This is a genomic window from Clostridium sp. UBA7791 (genome assembly GCF_002480755.1).
GTDB classification, from domain to species: domain Bacteria; phylum Bacillota; class Clostridia; order Clostridiales; family Clostridiaceae; genus Clostridium_J; species Clostridium_J sulfidigenes.
Window position 1 is genome coordinate 755,383 of sequence record NZ_DLCT01000003.1, and the last position, 20,562, is coordinate 775,944.

Here is a 20,562-nt window from a genome sequence, read left to right on the forward strand (position 1 = left end):
TATATAAATAGGAAACTATATAAATAGGAAACTATATAAATAGGAAACTATTTGTTCTGTTTATCAGGGTTTAAAGGCATTTGATAATTTTAATGATAATATTAAATTATCATACTAATATATATTTTAGGAGGAGAAAGCGATGAAAAAGAAAATATTAATTGAAGGAATGAGCTGTAAAAACTGTGTAGCTCACGTAAAAAATGCTCTAGAAGAGTTAGCTGGAGTTTCAGAAGTAGAAGTTAATTTAGAGGGGAAATATGCTTTAGTAGAAGCTACTGAAAGTAATGATGTTTTAAAAGCTACTATAGAAGAAGAAGGATATGATGTAGTAGGCATAGAATAAAATTACCATAAATTATATAACAGAAAAATAATTAAATGTCTTAAAGGTTACTAGATTTTTATGAAAGTAAACTTTAAGGCATTTTTATTACCTATGGTTTTAAGAAGGTATATTTAAGAATAATCTATTATGTATATAAAATAATAATAATGTGATAATTATTCACATATAATTAAAATAACAGAAATATATAAGTTAATAGGAACTATTGATTAAATATTCTGAATATTATATAATATAACTATTAAAGTTAATGTATTTTATTAAAAAGTTTGGGGGCGTTTAAAATGATTCAAGTATTTTGTAAAGAAAAAGGCTCTGGGAAAACAAAAGCATTAATGAATTTAGCTAATTCAAAGGTAAGTAGCTCAAAAGGAAATCTAGTGTATATCGATGATGACACAAGAGGACTCCTACGTATTCATAAGAACATAAGGTTTATATGTTCTAAAGACTTTAATATTCATAATTACAAAGATTTTTACGGTTTTATATGTGGCATAATATCTAAAGACTATGATGTGGAAAGTATATTTATAGACGGTATTTTGAGTGACATATGTAATGATGCGGATGATTTTGGTTCAATACTAAATAAATTAGAATATTTATCAGAAAAATTTAAAGTTGACTTTTATGCCAACGTTAGTTGTGAAGAAAATAATATACCAGATACTATTAAAAAATATGTTGTTTAGAGAAAATTAGTATTTACTCTTGAAAAATGATAATAATAATAGTAATATGTATTTAAAATAGAATATAGTAAGAGACGATGAAGAAAAGAAGTAATTAAATGAATTTTAAAGAGAGCTGATGAGTGGTGTAAATCAGTAAAGGATTTTAATGAAATACATTTTAGAGTCTTAGGTCGAAGTAGTAGTAGGCTGTTACGGTTTCCTAACGTTATTAAGGAAGAGAATAATTTAAATGTTTTTAAAGATTTTAAATTATAAATTTGGGTGGTACCACGGAAATTTTCGTCCCTAGTATTTTTATACTAGGGACTTTTTTAGTTTCTTAATTATATTTGTTAAAATTGAAATCATAGCCGAAGATTAAAGTAAAAAAACTATAAGATGTTGGAGGAAGTTATGGAAAATTACAATGTATATGACGTTTTAAAGGAACGTGGATTTTTAAAGCAATTAACACATGAAGAAGAAATGAAAGAAATATTTGCAAAGGAAAAGGTAACTTTTTATATAGGATTTGATCCCACAGCAGATAGTCTTCATATAGGACATTTTATTGCTATGATGTTTATGTCTCATATGCAAAAGGCAGGGCATAGACCCATAGCTTTAGTTGGTGGTGGTACTGCAATGATAGGTGATCCATCAGGTAGAACAGATATGAGAAAAATGCTAACTAAAGAGGAAATTGATCACAATATATCTTGTATAAAAGGTCAACTTTCAAGGCTAATAGACTTTAGTGATGATAAAGCAATCCTAGAAAATAATGCAGACTGGCTTTTAGATTTAAATTATGTGGATTTTATAAGAGATATAGGTTCACACTTCTCAGTTAATAGAATGCTTACTGCTGAGTGCTTTAAACAAAGATTAGAAAAAGGATTATCCTTCTTAGAGTTTAACTACATGTTAATGCAAGGATATGATTTCTACGTATTGAATAAAAAGTATGATTGCACAATGGAATTAGGTGGAGATGATCAGTGGTCAAATATCTTAGCTGGAATGGAACTTATCAGAAGAAAAGAAGGTAAATCAGCTTATGGTATGACATGTTCACTACTTACAAATAGTGAAGGAAATAAGATGGGTAAAACAGCCAATGGGGCAGTATGGCTTGATCCTAATAAAACATCACCATTTGAATTCTACCAATACTGGAGAAACATTGATGATGCAGATGTAGAGAAGTGTCTATGCCTACTAACATTTGTTCCAATGGATGAAGTAAGAAGACTTTCAGCTTTAGAAGGAGCAGAAATTAACGAAGCTAAAAAGGTTCTTGCTTATGAGGTTACAAAACTTATCCATGGAGAAGCAGAAGCAGAAGGAGCTAAAAAGGCTGCAGAAGCTCTATTTAGTGGTGGAGTAGACATGAGCAATGTACCTACAGTAGAAATTGCTGAAGATATGAAATCTGCTTTAATTCTTGATATAATAGCACAAACAGGTATTGTTCCATCTAAGAAAGAAGGAAGAAGACTTATAGAGCAAGGTGGACTTACTATAAATGATATAAAAATAGAAGATGTTAATGAAATATTTAATGAAAGCTACCTAGAAAAGGATGGATATGCCTTAATAAAAAGAGGAAAGAAAAAATTCTATAAATTAGTGATAGCTTAGTAAAAAAAATTATGAGTATGCCTAATGGTATACTCATTGTTTTTGTAATATACTTCACTAAAATGAAAATGATACGATTAGTTTAATAGGGGGTGAAGTCTATGTCAAATGTATGGAAAATTAATATGGTACAAAACTATACAACAAGAGATGATTTTAACAAGCTCACCTTTAAAAAAGGAGATTCATTTTCTGCTAGAATTTTAAGGTTAGAGGGAAGTACAACTGATGTTATAATAAAGTTACTTGATGGAAGAGTATTTCCGGCAAGGGTAGATGGAGAAATACTTCAAGAAAATTTAGATGATTATATGTTTAAATTTCAACTAGATGGATTTGAAGGAGGAAAATTCCTTCTTAGAATATTAGAATCAAATGTTATAGATAGCCTTGGGAACAATGGTGACTCAGCTATTAAAGATCCATTAATGGAAGAACTACTTAAGAATTTAGATTTTCCAGTAGGCAAAGAGGATGTGCCTATATTAAAATCTATGCTTAAGAACAATATTCCAATTACAGAAGAAAATCTTTTAGAAATTAAGGGACTTAAGGAATTTATAGATCAAAGCAATAATTCTCCTAAGGAGTTAAATAAATTCATTGATAAATTTATAGAAGCTAAAGGAATACAAAATAATAGTTCTGAAGCTAAACAAATAAAAGAAACTTTAGGTAGAGTTTTAAATGAAATCAAGAATTTAAAGATAGATGATGTATTTGTTATGAAAGCTCTAGATATAAAGCTAAATGAACATAATATCAAAGCTTTTTCAAAGGTTATATCTAATGAATACAGTATTTTACCAGAGATAAAGGAAACTACCAATGTTATTAAAGAGCAGATTATTGGCAATATTAATAAAGATACACAGGGAGAAGCTATTGTTAATAGAAATTCAACTTTCATTGAAGGTGATAAATTAATATATTCTGAAAAAGATAGTTCTCAACCTATGGTATCAATAAAGGAAAGCTTAGAAAATAAAGAAGCTATATTATCTTCAGAAAAGATGGTAAACAAAGAAGTAAAGCATTCTAATGATATTATAAATGAAAGAACAATAGGAATAGTCAATGATGAAGATGATCTACTGGGGAAAATGGCATCTCACGGCAATGACGAAGTAGATAGCACTAATAAACTCTTTAAGCAGCTTAAATCAGATATCATGGTAGATAGAAGTATAACAAGCAATATGGTAAAGGATGAATTAAGAGAAAAAATATCCTTTATAAAAAATGATTTAATGGAATTAATTAAGTTATCCCAGAAAGAAACTAGTACTTTTAATAATGTGATTCAAAACTTAGAAACCAAGTTTCAAGAGTTTAAAATGTTTAATACAATAAATAATAATTATTATTTTCTTAATGTTCCACTGGATATGAAAGATAAGGAATATGATTGTAAGCTGATTATTAAGGATGAAAGAAGTAAAGGAAAAAAGTTAGATACTGAAAATATTAAAATAGCGGCTAGTGTAGCCACTGTAAATATGGAAAAGGTAGATGCTTATTTAACCGTTAATAAAAATTCAGCCACTATTGAAATAGAGAGTGAAGCCACATATGTAAAGATATTAGAAAGATTTAAGGGAAAGTTAATTAACGACTTAATGGATAGTAAGTATATGTTTAATATTTTTATAAAAGAGAAAAAACATGATTTTTCTTTTTCAAATTGCAGAAGTTTCTTTGAAGATGATGATTTCACTACAATTAATACTAGAGTTTAGCTAGGAGTGTGCTTATATGGAAGATAGAAAGAGAAAAAAAGCAGCAGCTTTAAAATATGAATATGGGCAGAATGCTCCAAAGGTTACAGCAGCAGGTATGGGTAATGTAGCTGATAAAATCCTTGAAGAAGCAGAAAAAAGTGATGTACCTATTGTATATAATGATGAACTTGCAGATATGCTTACTAAAGTGGATATAGATAGTGAAATTCCTTATGAGCTTTATGATGTAGTGGCAAAGGTTATAGCCTATGTTATGGAGATAGATAATAAGTACAAATAAATTTAAATAAAAAGATTATGAAATAGATAGTAGGTGGTTAAGTGGCATTATATGCAATTTCAGATCTTCATCTAGCCTCCACAGGAGAAAAGCCTATGGATATATTTGGGGAAAAATGGAGCAATCATGATGAAAAAATAAAAGAAAATTGGATTAGAATTGTGAAAGATGAAGATACAGTATTAGTAGCAGGGGATATTTCATGGTCTATGAATATGGAAAATGGCAAGGCTGATTTAGAATTTATAAATAATCTTCCGGGGAGAAAAATATTTGTTAGGGGAAACCATGACTATTGGTGGACTGGAATTACTAAGCTTAATTCTATGTTTCAGAGGATGGAGTTTATCCAAAATAATTTTTTCGTATATGAGGATTATGCTATATGTGGAAGTCGGGGATGGATTTTAAAGAATAATCCCAAATTTAATTCTCACGATAAAAAAATCTATGATAGAGAACTTATAAGATTAAGATTTTCCATAGATGCAGCAATAAAAAGTGGTTTTAAAAAAATAATATGTATGATTCATTATCCACCTATATTTCCTAATATGCAAGAAAATGAATTTTTAGAAATGTTTAAGGAATATAACGTGGATAAGGTAATCTATGGACATCTTCATGGTGGAGGACTTTTAAATGTCTTTGAAGGAGAAAAAGATGGGGTTGAGTATATTTTAACATCCTGTGATTATATAGATTTTGCTCCTATTAAGATTTTAGATTAATAAAAAATTCAATAAAAGTCATATAAAATACCATAAAAAATACCATTATATGATATAATTAAATACGGATTAATAGAATTGGTTAGTAAAGGAATGACATATATGGCAGTTATTGAGTGGAAGAGTTTTTTAATTCCATACGACCAAGCAGTAGAGGAATTAAAAGTAAAGTTTAGAAGTATAAGAAGAGAATTAAGAAAGAAAAATGAATACTCACCTATTGAATTTGTAACGGGTAGGGTTAAAGAGGTTTCCAGTATACTAGAGAAAGCTAATAAATTTGATATACCTTTAGATAGAATCCAGTATGAAATGGAAGACATTGCTGGACTGAGAATCATGTGCCAATTTGTAGATGATATAGATAAAGTAGTAAATATAATACGTGAAAGAAAAGACATGCATATAATTTATGAAAAAGATTATGTTACTAATGTAAAATCTAGTGGTTATAGAAGTTATCATATGATTATAAAGTATCCAGTAAATATGGCATCTGGAATGTGTGAAGTGCTTGCTGAATTTCAAATAAGAACTTTGGCAATGAACTTCTGGGCTACAGTGGAACATTCTTTAAATTATAAATATAAGCATGCTATACCAATAGACATTAAAGGAAAGCTTAAAAGTGCAGCAGATGCAGCCTTTAACTTAGATACAGAAATGTTAGCAATAAAAGATGAAATAAAGGATGCTCAAAAGCTATTTGAGGTAAAATCTTCTTTAGTAAGTAATATAGTGGAAAATATATTAACTATATCTTCCCTAGGGAAAACTGGAGAAGCATCAAGGTTTACAGAAGAGCTTAATAAGTTATTAGAAGTAGGAGATGTATTTGAACTTACAAGCCTATTAGAAGAAACTAAAAAGGTTCTTGAAAGGTACAAATAATTCATTGGTACAAAAGTTTTATATTCCTCATATGATGATATAAGCAATATTTCATGAGGTATAAAATGAGTGAGCAATTAATTAAATTTCAATCAACTACTTATGGAGATAAGTATGTAGATGCTAAGGTTGAAACTGGTGATGATAACAGAGGTGTTATCTATGGTAGAGTAATTGATAAAAATAATAAACCAATTAGTGATGCAGTAGTAAAGTTAATCATACTTGAAGATCCAAATGACCCATTAAGTATACTACCTATAACCCATACTTTTACAGATGAATATGGTCAATTTTTATTTGGTCCATTACCACCAAATAAGACCTATCTAATAAAAATATGGCATGATGATATTTATGTTAGGCCTGTTACCATAAAAGATAAAGAAGCAAGACATAGTTGCATAACCATAAGAGAAGGTAAAAATTCTGATAATAGTGAAAGAAAATTACCAATAAATCATAGTGAAAAATAAAACAGAGGAGATTTTCCTCTGTTTTTTTATTAGATTAATTAGCTACTATATTTACAAGTCTACCTTTAATAACTATAACTTTTCTTACAGTTTTTCCTTCAAGGTTAGATTTTATCGTTTCATCATTTAAAGATGCTTCTTTTATTTCATCCTCAGAAGAAGAAGTTGCAACATTTATTTTTGCTTTAATTTTACCATTAATTTGAATAGCGATTTCTACTTCATCTTTAACTAAAGCAGCTGGGTTAAATTCTGGCCATTTTTCATTAAATACTGAGTAACCCATTCCAAGGTTTTCCCATTGTTCTTCACTGAAGTGAGGAGCAAAAGGAGCTAAAAGCTTAATATAATCAACTAATACTTCTTTTAAGAAATCAGTATTTTTAACAGCTTCATTTAGATACTTATTAAGAGCATTGGTAAACTCCATAAGTCTTGCAATGGCAGTGTTGAATTGAAGCTTTTCAGCATCCTCACTAACACCTCTAATTGCAAAGTGTCTCCAATAGTTAAGCTCTTTTTCAGGTGCTTCTATTACATTTTTAGAAGACTTGTTACAGTTAATTTCTGAAATTGATGTTTCAAGAATTCTTTCTATTCTATCTACAAATCTACCAATAGATTTTAATCCATCATCACTCCAAGCTCCGCCATCAGTGTATCCAAATCCAAACATTAGGTACATTCTAAATACGTCAGAGCCATATTCTTTGATGTAGTCATCAGGAGATATTGTATTACCTTTAGACTTACTCATTTTCTGTCCATCTGGTCCTAGGATTAAGCCTTGGTGAGTTAATGATATGAATGGTTCATCAAAGTTTAGAAGTCCCATATCTCTAAGAGCCTTAGTGATAAATCTTGCATATAGAAGGTGCATACAAGCATGTTCAGGACCACCTACATATTTATCTACTGGAAGCATCTTATTTATTATTTCACTATCAAATGCTTTTTCACTATTTTTATTATCTGCATATCTCAAATAATAGAAAGATGAACATACAAAGGTATCTAAAGTATCTTCATCACGGTGTGCAGCACCTCCACACTTAGGACAAGTTGCATTTATAAAGTCTTCAGATTTTGCAAGAGGAGATTTTCCATCTGGTGCAAACTCTACATTGTATGGAAGTTCTACAGGTAATTGAGCTTCTGGCACTGGAACAGTTCCACACTTGTCACAGTGAATCATTGGAATTGGAGCACCCCAATATCTTTGTCTAGATACTAGCCAGTCACGTAGTCTGTAGTTAATTTGTTTTTTACCAAGACCTAACTTTTCAAGCTCAGTAACCACTGCATCCTTAGCTTCTTCTCCTTTAAGACCATCAAATTTTCCACTATTTATCATTGGGCCATATTCAGTAAATGGAAGAGCATCTCCACCTTCTATAACTCTCTCTATTGGAAGATTATATTTTTGTGCAAAAGTATAGTCACGGTCATCATGAGCTGGAACTGCCATTACTGCACCTGTACCATAAGTATTAAGTACATAGTCTCCAACCCATATTGGAATCTCACGGCCATTTATAGGATTTATAGCATAGGAACCAGTGAATACTCCTGTTTTTTCTCTAGAGATAGACTGTCTTTCTATATCACTTTGCTTTGCAGATGTTTCTTTATAAGCTTCAATAGCAGCCTTATTTTCTTCTGTAGTAAGCTTTTCAACTAATTCATTTTCAGGAGCAAGAACAACGTAGCTAACTCCAAATAAAGTATCAACTCTTGTGGTAAATGTGTTGAATTCAATATTAGAATCCTTAACTTTAAAAGTTACTTCTGAACCAGTTGATCTTCCAATCCAGTGTTTTTGCATAGCTTTAGTTTTTTCTGGCCAATCAAGACCATCAAGTTTTTCTAAAAGCTCATCTGCATAGTCTGTGATTTTAAGGAACCATTGAGTTAAGTTTTTCTTTGTTACTTCACTTTCACATCTTTCACAATGACCTTCTACAACTTGCTCATTTGCAAGTACTGTGTTACAGCTAGGGCACCAGTTTACTGGAGCATTTTTTCTGTAAGCAAGACCTTTTTCATACAATTTTAGGAATAACCATTGGGTCCACTTATAATAATCTGGTCTACAAGTAACAACTTCATTTTCCCAGTTGAACATTGCACCCATTGCTTTAAGTTGTTTTTCCATAGTTTCAATATTTTTATCAGTAGAGTCTTTAGGATGTATCCCAGTTTTAATTGCAAAGTTTTCTGCTGGAAGACCAAAAGCATCAAATCCCATTGGTTGGAATATATTATATCCTTGCATTCTCTTCATTCTAGCCCATGAATCGACTGGTCCGTAGTTAAACCAGTGTCCTGCATGTAATTGGCTTCCTGAAGGGTATGAGAACATTTCAAGAACGTATAATTTTTTATCCATATTGTTTTCATCGAATTTATATAGGTTTGTTTCTTCCCACTTTTCCTGCCATTTTTTATCTGTAGCAGTTCCATATCTAGCCATAGTAATCCTCCTTGTTTGATAAATATCAAATATTATTTTAAATAAAAAAAAGCTTTCATCTCTTATGAAAGAGACGAAAACTATAATTCCGCGGTACCACTCTATTTAGACCATAAAGGTCTCCCTTGATAATATAACGGTTAAATCCGTACTTGCTTTTAACAAGTAAGCTCCCAGGCAAGTTCATATAAGCTTATTACTACATTACACCAAGCTGTAGCTCTCTTCAAATAAGTAATTATATTACTACTCCTTATCACTGCAATAAATAATTTAGTTTTTAAAAATTATACATTAAGAGTTAAGTAAATGTCAAGGGATTTGAATATTATATTCCTAAAATTTAAATTTTTTAGTTCTCACACTATTTATGAATACCGTAAGAACATAGTCAAATATAAAGAAGGCTACATTACCACCTATAAAAATAATTATTAAAGGGTATTGCATTTGAATAGTAGCCATAAATAATTGTTTATATAAAAGAAATGCTATAAAGGTTATCACGTTAAAATAAACTAGTTTTAATGCGATTTCTATAGGTGTATTTCTTTTTTGTTCTATAAAAAATTTTACTATGCCATAGGGACCAAAGATTAGCACATAAAAAAGACAAAGAGTTTTGTCTGGGATTATGAAATAAGCTAATACAGAGGAGCCTAAATATACTAATAAAGTAGTTTTCATATCAGCAATAAGTATTCCCAGGGGAATAAGTGCCGAAGTTAAGCCTAATAAGAATAAAGTGTTAAAGGTAATAAAATTAGCGGAATACAAGATAATAAGAGTCAAAGCAATAAGCATACCGCCCTTTGCTACATTAGAAGCCTTATTTTCTTTCATAGTAACCTCCTTTTAACAACAACTAATACAATCTCCACCCATACATTCACAACAAGTATCTAACATCCAAATATTTAAGCAAGTATTGCACATGTCATTAGAACTATTTCTTTGACCATAATAGGTACTTCTATAGTTATTTTGTGTATGATTTAATTGATTAAGCATTTGTCTATATTCAAAGTTATTAGGATCCATTCTACAAGCTGTATTTATTAAATTATTTGCGCTATCGTACCAACCTTTTCTAAGATGTACAACCCCCATTAAAAAGTTCCATTCAGCAGTTCTATTAGTCATAGCATTAAGTTTCGATTCTGCGCCGCCTATATTTCCTCTATTAATATCCATTCTAACAGATTGAAGATTAGGATCATTGTAGCTGTTAGAACCACCACCATAGGTTGAGGAAGGATTTCCATAGCTAGAAGATCCATTACTAGTATTACCTTTTTTACTTAATACGTCATAAGCTTCGTTTATCTCTCTAAGTTTTTCTTCTGCTAAATCTTTTAGCGGGTTATTAACATACTTGTCTGGATGATATTGTTTTACTAGCTCTCTATAAGCTTTTTTGATTTCATCTTGAGAGGCATTTTCTTTAACTCCAAGTACTTCATAAGGATTATTCATGTTTTTTGTCACTCCTTGATTTTATAGTTTCTATTTTATTCATAAGTCCTAATTGTAAAATATTAAATAGTAAGTCTTTATTTTTATTTATAGGAAGTTTATCTAAAGCTTCAGAAGTAGAATTCGCACTCATTATTAGGTTAAATTCTATTCTATTGCCCTCTTTAATAATTAAGTCTTCATAGGGTAGGTTTTCAACATTGAAGGCTTTGTTAATGGCGTTAAATTTATGTTTCTCCATATCTTCCTTTAAATCATCAAAGGCATCTATTATATAAATCCATCTCCCTAGATTATATCCTAAATTATATAAATCATTAAAAAAGTTTTCATTTTTATAATAGTAAGAGATTATAAAAGCTGTTAAAGAAGCAAAAGGGTCACTGAGTTCATCAATAGATATCACATTCTGAGATTTTTCAAGAGAACTTAATTTATTTATATTTTCTTCTATATTAACTAAAATTGGAGATAAGTCCTCTTTAGATTTATTTATAAATTTTTTTATGTACATAGAAATAAACTTTTTACTTAGAGAATTATCATCATTATAATCATCTAATAATTTGTAGTATACTAGGGACACGTTACAAAAGGCAGCATAATCTAAAGCTCTATTACCTATAACCTTAGGCTTTTTTTTCATAGGATGAGCTATACATTTAGTAACTACATACTTATGTTTACTGTATTCTAAACTATCCAAAAGTATACCTAAAAAAGTCATATCATAATTTAAAGTCATTCTGCATAAATTAGAAAAATTATTTTTTATAGATATACATAACCCACAATAGTAAGCTTTGAACATTTCATAGTCTTTAATTTTTAATTCCATTTTATAGGGTGTTACATAACCAAACATTATACTCCTTTTACTGATCCTTCACCATTTAATATTTCAAAGATTGTTTTAGAGGTGGTATCCTCCATAGTATATCCAAGTAAAGCTACAATTTCTTTTATTTCTTCCTCATCCGTTGATTCTATTTCTAAATAAGGAAAGGGACAAAAGCTCTTATCATTTATATCAATTTCAATAAGAGAATTCTTATATTTATAACTTTCTCTATGTTTTTTTATTGATGCTACTAGCTCAAGACCAAGGGAGGTGAAGATTTGACTTCCAATGGTGCTATTGTCTATAACAATTTCATTTTCTTCCATAACCTTATACTTTTCTTGGCTTAGAAGTTTTTTTGTAGTCATATAATTTATTATTACATTATTTAAATTATCTTCCACTATTCTAATTCTAGCATAACCTTTTTTACTTAGCAGTCTTCTATCTGGAAAATCATAGAGGTTATTAACTTGATTTTCATCCTTAACTTTTTCACAGCCTAGACTGTTAAGTTTAGATTTTATTTCATCTACATCTATCTTTAAGATTCTAGTTTCCATTTCTTCCAAGGATAGCACCCCTTTTTCTTTAATGATGACATTATACCTTATGTTTAAGATTATAACAAATTTTATTGATATTGTTAAAAAAAAATATATAATTATTCTTATACTGTTAAAAATCTATAGTAGATATACTAGAATAGTAAATATACATAAAGATATGTATACTAAAATTTATGGAGGTAAGTGATGGAGTATATAAATGAAATTAATATAAATGAAGCTATTATTCATATTTTAGATAACAATTCCGATGAGCCAGTTTTAAATGAGTATCCCTTAGAATTAGCAGAAGAGGTGTATACTTTTATTTTTAAACACATTCAAAGATGTTTAAAGGATGAGGAACTTAAATATGCTATTTTTAATAAGGAGAGAAATATTGTAAAGGAAGTATGTCAAGAATATTTGAATGGAGAAAATAATCTAACAAATGTATCTAAGGAGTTAGCTAGTCAGATGTTTATCTTGATGAGATCAAAGGGGAGCATACCTTCCTGTGATTTGCTTACTGTATCCTTTACTACAGAGTATGGAGCATTTATAGGTATATTTAAGATGGATTATATTAAAAATTATATGCACAATGTAGAGTTTGTAGATGGAAAGATTGGAATAGATATAATACCTCAATTTACAGGACTGCCTTCAAGTAGTTCAAGGATACAAAAGTGTGCATTTATCAAGGCTATGGCTAGTGATAATCCTTATGATTTATTAGTAATTGATAAGCAAAGTAAAAGCAATAAAGAAAATAAAGAATATGGAGCTAATTATTTTATAGATAATTATTTAGGCTGTACTATAGTAGAAAATGAAAGAGATAAGACAAAGCAGTTTTTGAAAGTAGCAGAAAAATGGACTCAAAATGCCCTTAGTGAAAATGCAGAAGGACAAGAAACAGTACGTAGAGAAGTTAAGAAGAGGCTCAGAGAAGAAGATTCTATAGACTTGAATAATTTTGCAGAAGAAGTTTTTAAAGAAAATCAGTCTCTAAAAGAGAACTTTAGAACCTTTGCAATTGAAAGTGGAGTAAGTGAAACTGTAGATTTAGATAAGCAGTGGGTAGAAAAGAAATTGAAGAGAGTTAGGCTAAAAATAGATAAAGATATAGATTTATATATATCAGAAGAAGCTTATAATGATATTAATAGATTCGAAATTGAAAGAGTCGGGGATGGTAGTATTAATATGATAATAAAACATATTATCAATTATACTGAAAAGTAGATAAAATAAAAAAACATGGAATAAAAGTTCCATGTTTTTTTTATCTTATTTCATTGAGTCTATTGAACCTAAAACCGTTGTAATTTTATCTTCTACCAATTGTTGAAGATTAGTTCTTGCTACTCCAAGATATTTTCTTGGGTCAAACTCACTTGGTTTATCTGCAAATACTTTTCTACAAGAACCTGTAACACAAAGTCTTAGGTCTGTATCCATGTTAATTTTGCAAACAGCCATAGATGAAGCTTTTCTTAGCATTTCTACAGGTACTCCCTTAGCACCTTTTATGTCTCCACCATTTTCATTACACATTTCAACATATTTTGGATCTACAGCAGAAGCACCGTGAAGAACTATTGGATATTTTTCAAAACCAACTTCTTCTAATTTTCTTGTTATTGTTTCAAGTCTTTCAAAGTCAAGTTTAGCTTCGCCTTTAAATTTGTATGCACCGTGGCTTGTTCCAATAGCTATTGCTAATGAATCAACACCAGTTCTCTTAACAAAGTCAACTGCTTGGTCTGGATCAGTGTAAGTAGCATCTTTAGCAGATACATTTACATCATCTTCAACTCCAGCAAGTTTACCTAGTTCAGCCTCTACCACAACTCCATGAGCATGAGCATATTCTACAACTTCTTTTGTAAGTCTTACGTTTTCTTCATAATCATAGTGAGAACCATCAAACATAACAGAGGTAAATCCATTGTCTATACACTCTTTACAAAGTTCAAAAGAATCGCCGTGGTCTAGGTGAAGAGCTACATCAACTCCACTTTCCTCAACAGCAGCAAGTACCATATGTCTTAAATAAGCTGGCCTCATATATTTTATAGCTCCACTAGAGCATTGAAGTATTACAGCAGAGTTTTGAGCTTTAGCTCCATCTACAATTCCCTGAATTATCTCCATATTGTTAATATTAAAAGCTCCTATAGCATATTTGCCTTCAAAAGCCTTTTTAAACATTTCTTTAGTAGTTACTAATGCCATAACATTATTCCACCCTTCTATTTATAAGATTAAGTCTATAATTTTATTATAGTTCAATCTTTAGTTAAATGCTATATAGAAAACCATATTTTGAAATCGTAACCAAAAACTTATCAAAAAATGTTTCCTATTGATATAGATTCTAATTCTTTTACTTGGTTAATTAAAGTTTTTACCACGTGAATAGATGAAAGAGCTTCATCTTTATTTTTGCATTTAGAATATTGACTAAGCTTTATAACTTCACTATAAATGTTATCAAAGTCTGTATGATTTAAAAATAAAGTTAAGTTTGCCACGTGTCCTTCATAGATGTTTAACAATTCAAAAGACAACATATAGCTTTCATCCCAATTATCATTTACTATGTTTTCTTCTATTTCTGATGAAACATCTAAAAGCTTATCACAAGTTAATACTATATATTTGCTTGCAAAAAAAAGAATGAATATCATTAGAAAGAAGATGATGCATGTTGCTATCATGTTTTTCATTGTATAGGAACTCCTCCTTAACTCTCTTTTTCATTAGCACTAGCATTAGTAGTTTGATTTTTAAGTTGAAAGTAGAACTTTTGGTTATTTGAATAAACTATTGCAATGAGCACATCTTTATAGCTTTTAATATTATTTTTAGCTAGTTTTTCTTCTAACCAATAATTATTTTTTTTAATAGACTTAAGATTGGCCTTGTTTATAACACCATCTAATATTACGGGAATGGGAAGAGGCTCATCTTCTATTTTTATATTAAAATCTTCCCTTGTAGGTGGTTCATAGTCTTTGTAAGGAACAATAGATAGAGAACCATCAGTTTCTAAAATTGCATAATGTATTTCTTGTAAATTAAAATAACCATTTTGTCTAAGCTCACCTAAAAGGTCATCAAGATTATATCTAACTTGCTTTAATTCCTTCACATTTACTAGTCCGTCTTTTATAAGTATACTAGGTTGACCGTTTAGAATAGATCGAATGTGTTCACTTTTAAGTTCTAAAAAGGAAGTCATTACTTGAAGAAAAACTAAAGTAGTTATAGGAACTATAGCATATATTAGCGGAATTCGGTTATCACCCATAGGGAGAGTTGCAAGTTCAGAAATCATTAGTGCAACTACAAAATCTACAGGTTCTAACTGACCAAGCTGTCTTTTACCCATAACTCGCATAATGAAAATTAAATAAACATATAGTATAACTGTTCTAATTATAAGTATAAACATAAATATCACCTATATTTCTAATATAATGCTAAATATAGTATGCACAGAATATAATAAATTATTTGTGGTTTGTTGGTTTCATATTTACAATTATGTAATATAATAAGTAATACAAATATATAATATAATTTAAGTTTAAATTTTATTAGGATTATGATTTTATTAGTTAATTAAGGGATTAGGAAATAATATATGATAACTAAATAATTATAATAGAGGTGAGGGTATGGATAAAATCAAGATAAGAATAGAAGAAAGAATCATAGAAGTTCATAGAGGAATAACGTGTTATAATTTGATAAAAAGATATGGCCATGACAATAAAGTACCTATAGTTTTGGTTAAAGTGGACGGTAAACTTAGGGAGTTATCAACTGTTCTTGAGAAGGATTGTGATATAGAATTTGTTGATATTACAGATAAACAAGGAATGATGTGCTATATAAGAAGTTTACAATTTGTTTTAATAAAAGCTACCAAGGATTTATTTCCAGATAGTAAAATAACCATAGAACATTCTTTAAGTAAAGGATTATTTGGTGAAATATATAAAGACATAAATCTAAGCATAGATGATGTATATGCCATAAAAAAGAGAATGCTTGAGATAGTAGATGCTAACATGGAAATTGAAAAGAAAAATTATAGTAAGGAAGATGCTATAGATTTATTTAGAGAAGCTGGCATGGATGATAAGGTTAGTGTTTTTAAAAATGTAAATGAGAGCAGTATAATAATTTATAAGTTGGGTGAAGAAATTGGTTATTTTTATGGACCAATGATACCTAATACAGATATACTAAAATGTTTTGATTTAATTTACTATGATCCAGGGTTTATTCTAAGATTTCCAACTCAAGAAGAGCCAACCCAAATTCCACGATTTGAAAAACATAGGAAGTTAGCAAAGATATTCTATGAAGCTGAGAAATGGGGAGATATACTAAATATAGCCCATGTAGGTGCTTTAAATGATGAGATAGAACATGGTGATATTGTGACTTTAGTACGAGTTGCAGAAGCTTTGCACGAAAAGAAAATAGCTAATATTGCTGATAAAATAAAGAAAAATCGTGATATAAAGTTAATATTAATAGCTGGACCATCATCTTCAGGAAAAACCACATTTTGTAAGAGGTTGGGAATTCAAATGAGAGTTAATGGATTAATTCCAGTACCAATATCACTAGATGACTATTTTATAGATAGAGAGCTTACTCCAAAGGATGAATTTGGAGAATATGATTTTGAAAGTATAACTGCATTGGATTTAGAGTTATTTAATGAACAACTAAAAATGCTTTTAAATGGAGAAGAAGTTGAGCTTCCAACCTTTAATTTTATAACAGGTAAAAGAGAGTGGTTAGGAAATAAAGTGAAGCTTCCAGATAGGGGAGTAATAGTAATTGAGGGAATACATGGCTTAAATGAAGTCCTAACAGCTTCAATTCCTCATAATCATAAATTTAAAGTATATATTAGTCCATTAACTCAAATAAATATGGATGCTCACAATAGAATAGCAACAACGGATGTAAGGATGATTAGAAGAATAGTTAGAGATTATTTGTCAAGAGGATATGATGTAGAATATACACTGAAAATGTGGTCTTCTATAAGACGAGGAGAAGATAAGAATATATTTCCGTATCAAGAAGATGCAGATGTAATGTTTAATTCAGCACTTATATATGAGTTAGCAGTTTTAAAGAAATATGCATTAGAAGAGCTATATAAAGTGAAACCAGAAAGTTCAGTCTACAATGAAGCAAGAAGACTTATAGAATTTTTACATTTTTTTAAAGAAGTAGATAAGGATGTTGTTCCAACAAATTCTTTAATTACAGAATTTATAGGGGGAAGTTGTTTTTATCAATATTAAATTTAAAATGAATATTAATTAAATAGAGCTAGGTAATAATGGTATACAAAAAAACACTATTACCGAGCTCTATTTATATCGAAAAAATATATATATTGTCAATAAGTTTTATGGTATAAATATTATAGATATATTTTTACATAATTCTTATTTAAAAGTTACATATTTTTAATCTTTAACTAATGGTATTATATAAAATGGATATACTAAGTAATAACTATTAATTCAGGAGTCAATGAAATAATAAATTTTAGTATATTCTATAGTGGTATTTTATAGGAGGAAATTATGAAAAGTTATAGCGTGTTTGACATTCTTGGTCCTATAATGATTGGACCTTCAAGCTCACATACAGCAGGAGCTGCAAGACTTGCAAAATTAGCTGCAAAGATTGCAGAAGATGATGTTAGGGAAGTTAAATTTTTACTTCATGGCTCCTTTGGAAAAACTTATAAAGGACATGGTACAGATAGGGCACTAGTAGCTGGAATTTTAGGAATGGATCCCTGGGATTATAGATTAAAAGAGTCTTTTACTATAGCAGAAGAAAGAGGAGTAAAATTTACCTTTGAAGAAACGGATCTAGGTGATGTACATCCTAATACAGTTAAATTTGTAATGAAGGATTCCAAAGGAATAGAAACCACTGTTACAGGTTCATCCATAGGCGGAGGAAATATTGTTATATTCGAATTAGATGGACAAAGCATCCATTTTACAGGAGAATATCCAACTATTATAATTACTCATCTCGATGTACCAGGAATGATATATAATGTTAGCAATCTTTTATTTAATGAAAATATAAATATAGCTTCAATGAATGTATATAGAAAAGCTAAGGGATTAGAAGCTTCAACGGTGGTTGAAACTGATGGGATAGTGAATCATCAAGTGGTAGATAAAATAAGAAAGATAGAAAATGTGAAAAATGTAGAGGAAATATTACCACCAATGAAAGGAGAGTAGCTTTAATGTTTTTATCAAAGGCAACAGAAATAATTGAATTATGTAATAAAGAGAACATAACCATTGCAGAATATACTATAAGAGAGGAACTGGAATCTTCAGAAACTTCTAGGGAAAAATTAATTGAAATGATGAGAGAAAATCTAAAAGTTATGAAGTCTGCAACTCAAGAAGCTATGGATAAAGAGATTATATCTATAAGTGGTCTTATAGGTGGTGATGCAACTAAGATTAGAAAGTACTTCCAAGAAAAAGAAACCTTATGTGGTAATTTTATAGTCAAAGCTATGGCAAGAGCATTATCTTGTTCTGAGGTTAATGCAGCCATGGGAAGAATAGTAGCAGCACCTACTGCAGGGAGCTGTGGTATTATACCTGCAGCTATTATTACAGCAGGGGAGAAATTAAATAAAACTGATGATGAAATGATAACTGCTTTATTTACAGCTTCGGGGGTTGGGATTTTAATTGCTAAAAATGCAACTCTAGCAGGTGCTGAAGGTGGATGTCAAGCAGAATGTGGTAGTGCAGCTGCTATGGCTGCAGCTGCCATTGTAGAAATGATGGGAGGAACTCCTAAAATGGCATTTGATGCAGGGGCTATGGTAATAAAAAATGTGGAAGGCTTAGTTTGTGATCCAATAGCGGGATTAGTTGAGATACCATGCGCTAAAAGAAATGTAGCAGGAGCGGTAAGTGCCCTTACCATGGCAGACGTGGCAATGGCAGGTGTTGAGAGTAAGATTCCTTTTGATGATACAGTCATATCTATGTACAAAATAGGAAGAGCCTTGCCTAGTGAATTAAGAGAAACTGCCTTAGGTGGTCTTGCAGTAACTCCATGTGGTCAAAAGTTAAAAGAAAAAGTATTTTCTAATAAATAAAAAACTAAAATAAAGTATTTCATTACAGTTACACCTTTAGTAAAAAATATAGGTGTAACTGTTTCTTTATGAAATGAATAGAGTAAATATATATCTATGTTATATTGTGGAGGAAAATATGAAAGACTTTAAGAAAAAAGATTTTATTGGAAAAGAAGAAGTAGTAACATTAACCATAGTATTAATCTCTATTGTACTGCTTTTTATAAATATAAATTCTAACATAATTAATGTTATAATGTATTCATTAGTAATGATCCCTTTAGCCATTTTATTAGGAAGAGGAACTTCAAAAATATCAGATTATATAGGTGAAAAAAGAGGCGGCCTTATTTCAGCTACAGCAGGTAATGTGCCAGAACTTATGATGGGACTTTGGTCTATAAAGTATGGTATGATTTCCATGGCAAAGGCAGGGCTCTTAGGTGCTGTTATTACAAATATGCTACTGGGGTTAGGAATTGCAGTGTTTTGTGGTGGTATAAAATATAGGGAACAAAAATTTAATAAAATAATTGCACGTACAAATTTAAATATGTTATTTTTAGTTATGTTTACTATAATAATTGTATCCGCTTTAAATAGATACTCTATTGTTGATAATGGTAGTTTTCAAAAAATAAGTTTAATCATAGGTGTTGTATTGATATGCGTATATATATTAGGGCTAATATTTTCCTTATATACCCATAGTAATTTATTTATATTAGATGAAAAAAAAATGTTACCTAAGAATGGTGATAAGAACGACACTAGAAAAGTATTTGGGTTAATTATTATTGTAACTATACTTTTATATTTTATAAGTGAAAGATTAGTTGGTGGTGTAAATGCCATTGTTGAAGAATATAAAGTTTCACAAGAATTTTTAGGAATAATATTGATTCCACTTTTAGGCTCCTTTGGTGAAAGTGCATCAAGCATAGTATGTGCTTTAGAAAATAAAATAGATGCTAGTCTAGAAACTGCCATAGGTTCTAGTATACAAATTACTATGTTTGTGATTCCTATATTAGTTATTTGCTCTTCCTTTATGGGGTTCCAAGTAAACCTACTGTTTTCAACTTTTCAAATAGTAACCATGTCTATAGCTATGGGAATGTCTTATTTTGTGTTTCAAGATGGTAAGACCTATTGGTTTGAAGGGGCGTTACTTATAGCAGTATATTTAGTGGTTACTCTTTCATACTATTATGTGGTTTAGAATATATTCATAAGTAATATTAAAAGCGACTA

Annotated in this window: 21 protein-coding genes and 2 other annotated features; of the genes, 13 read left to right on the top strand and 8 right to left on the bottom strand. The window is 29.8% G+C overall.

From position 1 onward, the window contains the following. Positions 1-142: 142 nt before the first annotated feature. From B3Z56_RS05190 to B3Z56_RS05225, 8 genes are all read left to right on the top strand, one after another. Positions 143-346 (top strand): heavy-metal-associated domain-containing protein, encoded by a 204-nt coding sequence (locus tag B3Z56_RS05190; RefSeq protein WP_035132469.1) that lies wholly within the window; start codon positions 143-145, stop codon positions 344-346. Positions 347-633: 287 nt separating this feature from the next. Next, positions 634-1,044, top strand: coding sequence for a hypothetical protein (locus B3Z56_RS05195; protein ID WP_346848946.1), 411 nt, complete (start codon positions 634-636; stop codon positions 1,042-1,044). 68 nt (positions 1,045-1,112) lie between these two features. After that, positions 1,113-1,337 (top strand) — a binding site (T-box leader). A 103-nt stretch (positions 1,338-1,440) separates the two neighbouring features. Then, positions 1,441-2,670, top strand: a complete 1,230-nt coding sequence (gene tyrS / locus B3Z56_RS05200) for a tyrosine--tRNA ligase (RefSeq protein ID WP_346878380.1) — start codon at positions 1,441-1,443, stop codon at positions 2,668-2,670. Between the two features lie 101 nt (positions 2,671-2,771). Beyond that, positions 2,772-4,409: a hypothetical protein gene (locus B3Z56_RS05205; RefSeq protein ID WP_346878381.1), complete on the top strand. Its 1,638-nt coding sequence runs from the start codon at positions 2,772-2,774 to the stop codon at positions 4,407-4,409. 16 nt (positions 4,410-4,425) lie between these two features. After that, positions 4,426-4,692, top strand: a complete 267-nt coding sequence (locus B3Z56_RS05210) for an EscU/YscU/HrcU family type III secretion system export apparatus switch protein (RefSeq protein WP_346848949.1) — start codon at positions 4,426-4,428, stop codon at positions 4,690-4,692. 41 nt (positions 4,693-4,733) lie between these two features. Next, positions 4,734-5,423: a metallophosphoesterase gene (locus tag B3Z56_RS05215; protein ID WP_346848950.1), complete on the top strand. Its 690-nt coding sequence runs from the start codon at positions 4,734-4,736 to the stop codon at positions 5,421-5,423. A gap of 102 nt (positions 5,424-5,525) precedes the next feature. Further along, the gene (locus tag B3Z56_RS05220; protein ID WP_035132458.1) at positions 5,526-6,314 is read left to right on the top strand and encodes a GTP pyrophosphokinase; all 789 of its coding nucleotides are present in this window, start codon (positions 5,526-5,528) and stop codon (positions 6,312-6,314) included. Positions 6,315-6,379: 65 nt separating this feature from the next. Next, the gene (locus B3Z56_RS05225) at positions 6,380-6,790 is read left to right on the top strand and encodes a carboxypeptidase-like regulatory domain-containing protein (RefSeq protein WP_346848951.1); all 411 of its coding nucleotides are present in this window, start codon (positions 6,380-6,382) and stop codon (positions 6,788-6,790) included. Between the two features lie 34 nt (positions 6,791-6,824). Here the strand turns inward: B3Z56_RS05225 and leuS are convergent, their stop codons facing one another. The 5 genes from leuS to B3Z56_RS05250 all read right to left on the bottom strand — a co-directional run bounded on the left by leuS (position 6,825) and on the right by B3Z56_RS05250 (position 12,152). Continuing rightward, positions 6,825-9,263 (bottom strand): leucine--tRNA ligase, encoded by a 2,439-nt coding sequence (gene leuS, locus B3Z56_RS05230; protein WP_346878382.1) that lies wholly within the window; start codon positions 9,261-9,263, stop codon positions 6,825-6,827. Positions 9,264-9,329: 66 nt separating this feature from the next. Next, positions 9,330-9,532 (bottom strand) — a binding site (T-box leader). Between the two features lie 67 nt (positions 9,533-9,599). Continuing rightward, positions 9,600-10,106, bottom strand: coding sequence for a hypothetical protein (locus B3Z56_RS05235; RefSeq protein WP_346878383.1), 507 nt, complete (start codon positions 10,104-10,106; stop codon positions 9,600-9,602). Between the two features lie 12 nt (positions 10,107-10,118). Continuing rightward, positions 10,119-10,739: a J domain-containing protein gene (locus B3Z56_RS05240; protein ID WP_346877845.1), complete on the bottom strand. Its 621-nt coding sequence runs from the start codon at positions 10,737-10,739 to the stop codon at positions 10,119-10,121. Beyond that, complete coding sequence (locus B3Z56_RS05245; RefSeq protein ID WP_346877844.1) at positions 10,732-11,604, bottom strand: DUF5685 family protein; 873 nt, start codon at positions 11,602-11,604, stop codon at positions 10,732-10,734. The genes B3Z56_RS05240 and B3Z56_RS05245 overlap by 8 nt, the downstream gene beginning before the upstream one ends. Continuing rightward, positions 11,604-12,152: a class IV adenylate cyclase gene (locus B3Z56_RS05250; RefSeq protein ID WP_346848958.1), complete on the bottom strand. Its 549-nt coding sequence runs from the start codon at positions 12,150-12,152 to the stop codon at positions 11,604-11,606. The genes B3Z56_RS05245 and B3Z56_RS05250 overlap by 1 nt, the downstream gene beginning before the upstream one ends. Before the next feature lie 183 nt (positions 12,153-12,335). On the opposite strand from B3Z56_RS05250, the gene B3Z56_RS05255 reads away from it, so the two are divergent. Then, positions 12,336-13,376 carry a nucleoid-associated protein gene (locus tag B3Z56_RS05255; RefSeq protein WP_346848959.1) on the top strand — a complete coding sequence of 347 codons (1,041 nt, stop codon included), beginning with the start codon at positions 12,336-12,338 and terminating at the stop codon, positions 13,374-13,376. 45 nt (positions 13,377-13,421) lie between these two features. On the opposite strand, the gene fba is transcribed toward B3Z56_RS05255, so the two are convergent. The 3 genes from fba to B3Z56_RS05270 all read right to left on the bottom strand — a co-directional run bounded on the left by fba (position 13,422) and on the right by B3Z56_RS05270 (position 15,591). After that, a complete protein-coding gene (gene fba, locus B3Z56_RS05260) occupies positions 13,422-14,369 on the bottom strand; it encodes a class II fructose-1,6-bisphosphate aldolase (RefSeq protein ID WP_035132444.1) in 948 nt (315 codons plus the stop codon). A gap of 113 nt (positions 14,370-14,482) precedes the next feature. Next, positions 14,483-14,863, bottom strand: coding sequence for a DUF4363 family protein (locus B3Z56_RS05265; protein WP_150844052.1), 381 nt, complete (start codon positions 14,861-14,863; stop codon positions 14,483-14,485). A 17-nt stretch (positions 14,864-14,880) separates the two neighbouring features. Beyond that, complete coding sequence (locus B3Z56_RS05270; RefSeq protein ID WP_346878384.1) at positions 14,881-15,591, bottom strand: DUF421 domain-containing protein; 711 nt, start codon at positions 15,589-15,591, stop codon at positions 14,881-14,883. Positions 15,592-15,817: 226 nt separating this feature from the next. Here B3Z56_RS05270 and B3Z56_RS05275 point away from each other — a divergent pair, with 226 nt between their 5' ends. From B3Z56_RS05275 to cax, 4 genes are all read left to right on the top strand, one after another. After that, on the top strand, positions 15,818-17,473 hold the full coding sequence (locus B3Z56_RS05275) for a nucleoside kinase (RefSeq protein ID WP_346878385.1): 1,656 nt from the start codon (positions 15,818-15,820) through the stop codon (positions 17,471-17,473). Positions 17,474-17,761: 288 nt separating this feature from the next. Continuing rightward, entirely contained in the window at positions 17,762-18,442 is a 681-nt protein-coding gene (gene sdaAB, locus B3Z56_RS05280) for an L-serine ammonia-lyase, iron-sulfur-dependent subunit beta (RefSeq protein WP_346848962.1), read from the top strand. A gap of 5 nt (positions 18,443-18,447) precedes the next feature. Further along, positions 18,448-19,326 (top strand): L-serine ammonia-lyase, iron-sulfur-dependent, subunit alpha, encoded by an 879-nt coding sequence (gene sdaAA / locus B3Z56_RS05285; protein WP_035132434.1) that lies wholly within the window; start codon positions 18,448-18,450, stop codon positions 19,324-19,326. Positions 19,327-19,444: 118 nt separating this feature from the next. Continuing rightward, positions 19,445-20,530 carry a calcium/proton exchanger gene (gene cax / locus B3Z56_RS05290; protein ID WP_346878386.1) on the top strand — a complete coding sequence of 362 codons (1,086 nt, stop codon included), beginning with the start codon at positions 19,445-19,447 and terminating at the stop codon, positions 20,528-20,530. Positions 20,531-20,562 lie beyond the last annotated feature (32 nt).